The 11,322-nt window shown below is 39.9% G+C and carries 1 protein-coding gene; it reads left to right on the forward strand.

Translation table 11 applies throughout. The annotated features are described in order from the left end of the window. Nucleotide 1 precedes the first annotated feature (1 nt). On the forward strand, nucleotides 2-11,236 hold the full coding sequence (locus LVD16_RS11075; RefSeq protein WP_233774006.1) for a non-ribosomal peptide synthetase: 11,235 nt from the start codon (nucleotides 2-4) through the stop codon (nucleotides 11,234-11,236). Nucleotides 11,237-11,322: the final 86 nt, after the last annotated feature.

Genomic DNA, 11,322 nt, shown 5'->3' on the forward strand with positions numbered 1-11,322 from the left:
CATGAGCCAATTTTCAACAATCGATATTTCGTCAGAGACCATACAGGAGACGTTTTTGCAAAGCTTTCAACAGAATGCGGATCAATTAGCCATTTCTTCCGATGAAAAAGAATATACTTATGGTGAACTTAACCGAGTCACTAATGAAATTTCTTTATGGTTACAGCATAAGAATCTTGGTAATGGTAAACACATTGCTCTATATATTGAGGATAAATCTTCTCTTATCATTTGGATTTTAGCGGTCTTAAAGGCACGATCGGTTTTTATTCCTCTAGATACCAATCATCCCATCGAAAGAATTATACAACTTGTTGGTGCCAGTGAGTGTAATCTGATCATAAGTGACGCAGCGGGAAAGGCAGATCTTAAGGATAAAGATATTTGCACTGAAATAGTGGTTGCTTCCGAAATTATGACTGACTTACCTAAAGATATGGCAGAATTTATTCAGCCAGAATATGATGGGGAAGATAAAGTTTATATCTATTTTACTTCAGGTTCAAGCGGAACCCCGAAAGCTATTGTTGGTAAAAATTTGAGTTTAAATCATTTTATTAATTGGGAAATTAACACTTTCAATATTGATAGCACCTTTAAAGTCAGTCAGTTTATCAATCCTGGATTCGATGCTTTCTTAAGAGATATCTTTTCAGCCTTGGTCGTTGGAGGAACAATCTGCATTCCTTCTTCAAATTTATCTGGTGACGAGATCATAGAATGGATTGATAAACAAAAGATTACTCTAATTCACTGTGTGCCAAGTTTTTTTAAGCTATTTCTATCAACAGGACTTAGCAGTGTGAAATTTGAAAGCCTGAGATATATTTTAATGTCAGGTGAAAAGCTTAACACTCGTGATTTATCAGTATGGTATCAAGTGATGGGTAATAAGGTGCAGTTGGTTAATCTTTATGGTCCCTCTGAGACAACGATGATCAGGACTTTTTACTTAGTGCAACCTGGAGATGCAAAGCTGCCATCGGTACCTATAGGAAAGCCTATATCTGGCACACAAATATTCCTACTTGATAAAAATCTCCGTCCTGTTGGAGAAGGGCATGTGGGAGAAATTTTTATAAGAACAAAATATGGTACACATGGATACCTGGACAAAGAATTGAATAAAGGTTCCTTCATTGCTAATCCATATGCGAACGATAAACAGGATTTTCTTTACAAAACTGGTGATTTAGGACGATTTAACCCACAGGGTGACTTGGAATTTTTGGGTCGGGTAGACCGCCAGGTAAAGATCAGAGGAGTTCGGATAGAACCTGCCGAAATAGAAATTAAACTTCAAGAACATCCTGTAATTTCCAATGCTGTAGTAAAAGCTTTTACTGCAGATACCGGTGGTCACTTTCTTTGTGCTTATATGGTTAGAGGCCAACATGAAATTACTGCTTCAGAGGTTCGTCAATACCTGCATGATCATTTGCCTGCTTATCTCATTCCTGATCACCTCATATTTTTAGAAACCTTACCATTACTAACTAATGGTAAGATTGATGAAAGAAGTCTTCCTGATCCGCGTAAGATAGCAGATGTTCAAATTATTCCGCCTAAAACTCAGACACAAAAGGTTTTGGTGGAAATATGGGCTGAAATACTAGATATGGATATCAACTCGGTAAGTGTGGAGACAGGATTCATGGATTTGGGGGGACACTCATTAAAATTATTATTTCTTGGGAATCAAATCATGAAACGTTTTTCTGTAGATATGGAGCTTACTCGTATCGTTGAATTACAGACTATTGTCAAGTTGGGTGAGTTCATAGACTCAGCAGCTGAGGCGTCTCATGAGAAGATTCCAAAAGTTGAGACCAGGGATTTTTATCCATTATCTTCTTCTCAAAAACGACTATTTTATTTACATGCCTATGATAAAGAGTCATTGTCATATAATATGACTCAGGTTGTTACATTAAATGGAAAATTGTCCAAAGATTGGTTAGAGAAAACTTTTGAGAGACTCATCGAACGACATGAGAGCTTAAGAACTAGGTTTGGATTTGAAAATGATGAGCCTGTGCAGTATATAGCTGATAAGTTAGCATTTAAGGTGAATTATTTGGGCAAGCAAGAAAATATTGCTGATGCTATTCATCATTTTATTAAGCCGTTTGACTTATCACAGGCATCAGTATTCCGTGTTGGAGTTATAGAGGTGTCTAGTGTTGAAAATGTTTTGATAATAGATAACCATCATATTATTTCGGATGGTCTTAGTCATAATATTTTATTACAGGATTTCATGTCTTTATATAACGATGAGGAACTCCCTGAACTACACCTCCAGTATAAAGATTATGCGGTTTGGCAACAATCAGAGAGTCAAAAGCGCGCCTTGTCTTCACACAAAGAGTATTGGCTAAATGAATTTGCGGATAACATTCCTGAATTGTCCTTACCAGTAGACTATTCCTCAGTATCCGAAAGAGATGGCACAAAGGGTACAGTTAAGTTCACGCTAGGGGCTGTACAGACAGATAAATTGCGAAATCTTGCCGGAGAAGAATCTACGACACTTTTTGTGGTACTGTTGAGTATATATAACATTTTACTTTCCAAGCTCGCTAATACAGAAGATGTGATTATAGGTACTTCTGTTTCTGGTCGTTCTCACGCCGATCTTGAAAGAGTAACAGGCGTATTTATTAATGCATTGGCATTGCGCAACTATCCACATGGAGGTAAGCCGTTTCGAGAATTTTTAAAGGAAGTAAATAAGCGTACTTTTGATGCGTTTGAACATCAAAAGTACCCCTATGAGGATCTGATTGAAGCTCTTAACCTTCAGAGAGATTCGAATAAAAATCCTCTTTTCAATGTGATGTTTGAGTATTTTAACTTTGACCAGCCGGAACTAACCATTGATGGACTTAAACTGACACCAGTTGATACTGGAGCCGGTGCTGCAAAGTTTGATATCACCTTAAGGGTAAATGAGGTTAAAGATTATCTTGATCTCAGTTTTCAATATGCCAGTGATAAGTTTAAAGAGGAAACTATAATTCGATTTACAACATGGTTTGAGCGTATTGCAGAGCATATTACGGAGCAACTTGACACTCAGTTGATGAATATATCACTGTTATCGTCAGAAGATTATGATCTGTTAGCTTTATACAATAAAACTACATTAAATTATTCTTCTTCAGAAAGTTTAGTGTCAATGTTTGAACAGCAGGTGTCTCAACATCCGGATCGCGTGGCGATTTCATTTGGAGGTGAGAGTCTTACCTACAAAGAACTCAATGAATATGCTAATAGAGTAGCTCATTATCTTCTTTCAGTGGGTGTGGTACCCGGAAGTGTAGTTGCATTGTTATTGGATAGATCCTTGAATATGCTTATAGGTATTTTTGGAGTATTGAAAGCCGGAGCGGGATACTTACCATTAGATCCAGATTTACCAGAACAGCGAGTTAGCTATATGCTTGATCAAAGTCGAGCAGGAATTTTGCTATCTCAAGCTAATTACCTTGAGCAATTTTCTGCCTATCTTCCTGTGCAGGATATTGATTCACCAGTAATAACAGACAGCCCCAATACCAATCCAGGGATCGAGGTAACAGGTTCAGACCTTGCATATTGTATTTTCACATCTGGTTCTAGCGGGCGTCCTAAGGGTGTTATGATGAGCCAGGGCAGTGTTATCAACCTTGTAAAAGGTTTGGAAAGTAGAGTATATAATAATTTGGATGTATCCTCGGGTCTTCGTGTTGTCTTGGTTGCATCTTATTCTTTTGATGCATCGGGTCAGCAGATCTTTGGCGCGTTACTACATGGTCATAGTCTTTATATAACAGAAGAGGATAGCCGCCGTGATGGAGGTCAATTGCTTTCATTTTATAATACCCATTCAATAGATGTTTCGGATGGCACTCCCACCCATTTACGGATGCTGGTTAATAGTTTGGAGGAAGGTTCTACTCTATGTCTTCAGTCATGGATATTAGCAGGAGAAGCTCTTCCTAAGGATCTGGTATTAAAGTTTTATTCTCAACTAGGGGAGGGAGTACAGTTGTACAATTTTTATGGACCAACCGAGACCTGTATAGATTCTACAGGTTATCGAGTTGAGCTTTCGAATCTTGAAAAATATGATACTATCCCAATCGGTAAACCACTACCTAATGAGCGCGTTTACGTTACAGATCGATATGGCAAGTTAGTGTCTCCCGGTGTAATAGGAGAGCTCTGCATTGCAGGAGACGGGCTGGCCAGATGTTATGCAGGAGAGGAGTCTCTTACAACTGAGAAGTTCAGCACTGGCTGGGTTGATGGGGAGGATCGCGTATATCGAACAGGAGATCTGGTAAAATGGCTTCCATGTGGTAACCTGTCCTACCATGGTCGCATGGATGATCAGGTAAAGCTACGAGGTTATCGTGTAGAGTTACAGGAGATAGAGCACAGACTAAGTATGCACGAATCTATTCATGGTTCTGTGGTACTGATAAATGATGATTCAGGTGATGAGCATCTTGTGGCATATTATGAATCAGAGTTTGAGTTATCAGTAGAAGTACTGCGTCATTATCTGGAGTCTTACCTACCATCTTACATGGTTCCCTCTTATTATGTTCACATGCACAAGCTACCTTTAACAGTAAATGGTAAATTAAACCGCAGGGAGTTACCAGCATATGAGCATACTAAAGGAGAGGCATTTGTATCTCCCACTACCGATACGGAGCTGAAGCTGGCCTCTATCTGGGGTGATGTTTTAAAGCTGGATCCTGAATCTATCAGTGTGAACACTGGATTTTTTGATCTTGGAGGACATTCTCTCAAGCTTGTTTTCTTGGCTAATAAAATCAGGAAGGAACTAGGAGCAGAACTTTCACTAACACAGATTATAGAGTTACAAACTATAGCCAGGCTTGCTGCGGCTATTGTTCCTGTAGTTACTACGACACATTCATCAATACCTAAAGCTTCCCCTTCAGAGTATTATCCTTTATCCCCTTCCCAAAAAAGATTATACTTTTTACATTCTTACAATAAAGAATCACTGGCCTATAACATGACTCAGGCGGTAACTCTGAAGGGTGTTTTAGATAGAGAGAAATTGGATAATGCTTTTAAGTCACTGATTAGTCGTCATGATAGTTTACGTACATCTTTTGATTTTGTAGATGGCGTTGTTGTTCAGCGGATCAGTGATTTCACGGATTTTCAGATAGAATATTTAGAACCTCAGAACGATATCGAGAATGAAGTACTGAGTTTTATACGTCCATTTGATTTATCACAAGCCCCCTTGATACGTGCAGGGGTCATTGAAGTGGCATCTGATGAACATGTTTTGGTTGTAGATAACCATCATATTATATCAGACGGAGTTACGAACGGTATCTTATTGAAAGAGTTTATGGCCCTTTATGCTGGTCATTCTTTACCATCACTACCTCTTCAATATCATGATTATGTTGTTTGGCAGCAGCAGGAAGATCAGCAGGCTGTTTTAGCATCACAGAAAGATTTTTGGGTCAATGAATTCATAGATGAAGTAGAAGAGCTAACACTTCCGATGGATTATTCACGGCCATTAAGCAGCACCAATGAGGGGGGCATAGTCTGGTTTAATCTGGGTAAGGGCCACACATCTGCATTAAAAGCATTGGCTGGGCAGGAAAACACCACATTATTTGTGGTGATGTTAAGCATCTATAACCTGCTACTAGGTAAACTGGCCAATACAGAAGATGTGGTAGTGGGCACTTCTGTTTCCGGTCGTTCTCATTCAGATCTTGAAAGTGTAACCGGAGTATTTATTAATGCATTGGCATTGCGGAATCATCCTCATGGATCTAAGTCTTTTCGAGAGTTTTTAAGGGAGGTAAATAAGCGTACTTTTGATGCGTTTGAACATCAGGATTATCCCTATGAGGACCTTGTAGAGGCATTAAACCTTAATCGTGATAGTGCGAATCGTCATCCGTTATTCAATGTGATGTTTGAGTACTTTAACTTTGAGCATCCTGAACTTACTTTACCAGGGCTTACATTAGAACCTTTTACTTATGAATTGGGAGTTTCCCGATTCGATCTCACCTTGAGAGTTAAAGAAGAAAATGAGCAGCTTATTTTAAGTTTTCAATATTCTGGAGATTTGTTTAAAAGATCTTCTGTGGAATCATTTGCTTTAGCTTTTGAAAAGCTAACAGATGTAGCTTTAAAGCATCCGGAGTCAGCAATTATGGATATGTCAATGGTATCAGAGTATGATCTGAGCCTGTTATCTTCTTTTAACAATACATCACTTTCCTATGCAGGAGAGGCAGGCCTTGTGGCCTTGTTTGAAAAGCAGGTGTCACAATATCCTGACCGCGTGGCAGTGGTCTTTAAAGGGGAGTCGTTAACATATAGTGAGTTGAATGAACGAGCCAATCAAGTGGCTAACTATCTTTTATCTTCGGGAGTTACACAGGGTAGTATAGTAGCTCTACAGCTAGACCGCTCTGTAGATATACTCATAGGTATTTTAGGAGTATTAAAGGGCGGAGCAGGCTACTTACCAATAGACCCCGATTTACCGGAGCAACGTATTAATTATATGCTAGCACAAAGTGGTGCCGAATATTTGCTTTACCATTCGCGCTATCAGGTGGATAAATCTGTACTTCCTGTTGTGGCTATAAATGCACCAGTAATAACAGACAGCCCCAATACCAATCCAGGGATCGAGGTAACAGGTTCAGACCTTGCATATTGTATTTTCACATCTGGTTCTAGCGGGCGTCCTAAGGGTGTTATGATGAGCCAGGGCAGTGTTATCAACCTTGTAAAAGGTTTGGAAAGTAGAGTATATAATAATTTGGATGTATCCTCGGGTCTTCGTGTTGCCTTGGTTGCATCTTATTCTTTTGATGCATCGGGTCAGCAGATCTTTGGCGCGTTACTACATGGTCATAGTCTTTATATAACAGATGAGGATAGCCGCCGTGATGGAGGTCAACTGCTTTCATTTTATAATACCCATTCAATAGATGTTTCGGATGGCACTCCCACCCATTTACGGATGCTGGTTAATAGTTTGGAGGAAGGTTCTACTCTATGTCTTCAGTCATGGATATTAGCAGGAGAAGCTCTTCCTAAGGATCTGGTATTAAAGTTTTATTCTCAACTAGGGGAGGGAGTACAGTTGTACAATTTTTATGGACCAACCGAGACCTGTATAGATTCTACAGGTTATCGAGTTGAGCTTTCGAATCTTGAAAAATATGATACTATCCCAATCGGTAAACCACTACCTAATGAGCGCGTTTACGTTACAGATCGATATGGCAAGTTAGTGTCTCCCGGTGTAATAGGAGAGCTCTGCATTGCAGGAGACGGGCTGGCCAGATGTTATGCAGGAGAGGAGTCTCTTACAACTGAGAAGTTCAGCACTGGCTGGGTTGATGGGGAGGATCGCGTATATCGAACAGGAGATCTGGTAAAATGGCTTCCATGTGGTAACCTGTCCTACCATGGTCGCATGGATGATCAGGTAAAGCTACGAGGTTATCGTGTAGAGTTACAGGAGATAGAGCACAGACTAAGTATGCACGAATCTATTCATGGTTCTGTGGTACTGATAAATGATGATTCAGGTGATGAGCATCTTGTGGCATATTATGAATCAGAGTTTGAGTTATCAGTAGAAGTACTGCGTCATTATCTGGAGTCTTACCTACCATCTTACATGGTTCCCTCTTATTATGTTCACATGCACAAGCTACCTTTAACAGTAAATGGTAAATTAAACCGCAGGGAGTTACCAGCATATGAGCATACTAAAGGAGAGGCATTTGTATCTCCCACTACCGATACGGAGCTGAAGCTGGCCTCTATCTGGGGTGATGTTTTAAAGCTGGATCCTGAATCTATCAGTGTGAACACTGGATTTTTTGATCTTGGAGGACATTCTCTCAAGCTTGTTTTCTTGGCTAATAAAATCAGGAAGGAACTAGGAGCAGAACTTTCACTAACACAGATTATAGAGTTACAAACTATAGCCAGGCTTGCTGCGGCTATTGTTCCTGTAGTTACTACGACACATTCATCAATACCTAAAGCTTCCCCTTCAGAGTATTATCCTTTATCCCCTTCCCAAAAAAGATTATACTTTTTACATTCTTACAATAAAGAATCACTGGCCTATAACATGACTCAGGCGGTAACTCTGAAGGGTGTTTTAGATAGAGAGAAATTGGATAATGCTTTTAAGTCACTGATTAGTCGTCATGATAGTTTACGTACATCTTTTGATTTTGTAGATGGCGTTGTTGTTCAGCGGATCAGTGATTTCACGGATTTTCAGATAGAATATTTAGAACCTCAGAACGATATCGAGAATGAAGTACTGAGTTTTATACGTCCATTTGATTTATCACAAGCCCCCTTGATACGTGCAGGGGTCATTGAAGTGGCATCTGATGAACATGTTTTGGTTGTAGATAACCATCATATTATATCAGACGGAGTTACGAACGGTATCTTATTGAAAGAGTTTATGGCCCTTTATGCTGGTCATTCTTTACCATCACTACCTCTTCAATATCATGATTATGTTGTTTGGCAGCAGCAGGAAGATCAGCAGGCTGTTTTAGCATCACAGAAAGATTTTTGGGTCAATGAATTCATAGATGAAGTAGAAGAGCTAACACTTCCGATGGATTATTCACGGCCATTAAGCAGCACCAATGAGGGGGGCATAGTCTGGTTTAATCTGGGTAAGGGCCACACATCTGCATTAAAAGCATTGGCTGGGCAGGAAAACACCACATTATTTGTGGTGATGTTAAGCATCTATAACCTGCTACTAGGTAAACTGGCCAATACAGAAGATGTGGTAGTGGGCACTTCTGTTTCCGGTCGTTCTCATTCAGATCTTGAAAGTGTAACCGGAGTATTTATTAATGCATTGGCATTGCGGAATCATCCTCATGGATCTAAGTCTTTTCGAGAGTTTTTAAGGGAGGTAAATAAGCGTACTTTTGATGCGTTTGAACATCAGGATTATCCCTATGAGGACCTTGTAGAGGCATTAAACCTTAATCGTGATAGTGCGAATCGTCATCCGTTATTCAATGTGATGTTTGAGTACTTTAACTTTGAGCATCCTGAACTTACTTTACCAGGGCTTACATTAGAACCTTATAAGTATGATCCACCTGTGTCTCGTTTTGACCTCACCTTGAGGGTAAATGAAGAAAATGAGCAGCTTATTTTAAGTTTTCAATATTCTGGAGATTTGTTTAAAAGATCTTCTGTAGAATCATTTGCTTTAGCTTTTGAAAAGCTAACAGATGTAGCTTTAAAGCATCCGGAGTCAGCAATTATGGATATGTCAATGGTATCAGAGTATGATCTGAGCCTGTTATCTTCTTTTAACAATACATCACTTTCCTATGCAGGAGAGGCAGGCCTTGTGGCCTTGTTTGAAAAGCAGGTGTCACAATATCCTGACCGCGTGGCAGTGGTCTTTAAAGGGGAGTCGTTAACATATAGTGAGTTGAATGAACGAGCCAATCAAGTGGCTAACTATCTTTTATCTTCGGGAGTTACACAGGGTAGTATAGTAGCTCTACAGCTAGACCGCTCTGTAGATATACTCATAGGTATTTTAGGAGTATTAAAGGGCGGAGCAGGCTACTTACCAATAGACCCCGATTTACCGGAGCAACGTATTAATTATATGCTAGCACAAAGTGGTGCCGAATATTTGCTTTACCATTCGCGCTATCAGGTGGATAAATCTGTACTTCCTGTTGTGGCTATAAATGCACCAGTAATAACAGACAGCCCCAATACCAATCCAGGGATCGAGGTAACAGGTTCAGACCTTGCATATTGTATTTTCACATCTGGTTCTAGCGGGCGTCCTAAGGGTGTTATGATGAGCCAGGGCAGTGTTATCAACCTTGTAAAAGGTTTGGAAAGTAGAGTATATAATAATTTGGATGTATCCTCGGGTCTTCGTGTTGCCTTGGTTGCATCTTATTCTTTTGATGCATCGGGTCAGCAGATCTTTGGCGCGTTACTACATGGTCATAGTCTTTATATAACAGATGAGGATAGCCGCCGTGATGGAGGTCAACTGCTTTCATTTTATAATACCCATTCAATAGATGTTTCGGATGGCACTCCCACCCATTTACGGATGCTGGTTAATAGTTTGGAGGAAGGTTCTACTCTATGTCTTCAGTCATGGATATTAGCAGGAGAAGCTCTTCCTAAGGATCTGGTATTAAAGTTTTATTCTCAACTAGGGGAGGGAGTACAGCTGTACAATTTTTATGGACCAACCGAGACCTGTATAGATTCTACAGGTTATCGAGTTGAGCTTTCGAATCTTGAAAAATATGATACTATCCCAATCGGAAAGCCACTACCTAATGAGCGCGTTTATGTTACAGATCGATATGGCAAGTTAGTGTCTCCCGGTGTAATAGGAGAGCTCTGCATTGCAGGAGACGGGCTGGCCAGATGTTATGCAGGAGAGGAGTCTCTTACAACTGAGAAGTTCAGCACTGGCTGGGTTGATGGGGAGGATCGCGTATATCGAACAGGAGATCTGGTAAAATGGCTTCCATGTGGTAACCTGTCCTACCATGGTCGCATGGATGATCAGGTAAAGCTACGAGGTTATCGTGTAGAGTTACAGGAGATAGAGCACAGACTAAGTATGCACGAATCTATTCATGGTTCTGTGGTACTGATAAATGATGATTCAGGTGATGAGCATCTTGTGGCATATTATGAATCAGAGTTTGAGTTATCAGTAGAAGTACTGCGTCATTATCTGGAGTCTTACCTACCATCTTACATGGTTCCCTCTTATTATGTTCACATGCACAAGCTACCTTTAACAGTAAATGGTAAATTAAACCGCAGGGAGTTACCAGCATATGAGCATACTAAAGGAGAGGCATTTGTATCTCCCACTACCGATACGGAGCTGAAGCTGGCCTCTATCTGGGGTGATGTTTTAAAGCTGGATCCTGAATCTATCAGTGTGAACACTGGATTTTTTGATCTTGGAGGACATTCTCTAAATGCAATTCAAATAGCTAATTCAATAAAAAAGGTTTTTGGAAGCAATCTTAAACTCGCCGATATCTTTGAGAAGAGGACAATTAGACAATTAGCAGAGTTGATTGAAATGGACTTATGGCTGGATGCGGACGATGATCTGGAAGATAATAATATTAAACGAAAGGAAACAATTATCTAATAAGGCTAATACGATACATTATAAGGATAGGTGAATAGGTAGTTCGATAAAAAACTGCCCAGATAAAGAACTAATACATAAATCTG

Source organism: Fulvivirga ligni (assembly GCF_021389935.1).
Lineage (GTDB): Bacteria > Bacteroidota > Bacteroidia > Cytophagales > Cyclobacteriaceae > Fulvivirga > Fulvivirga ligni.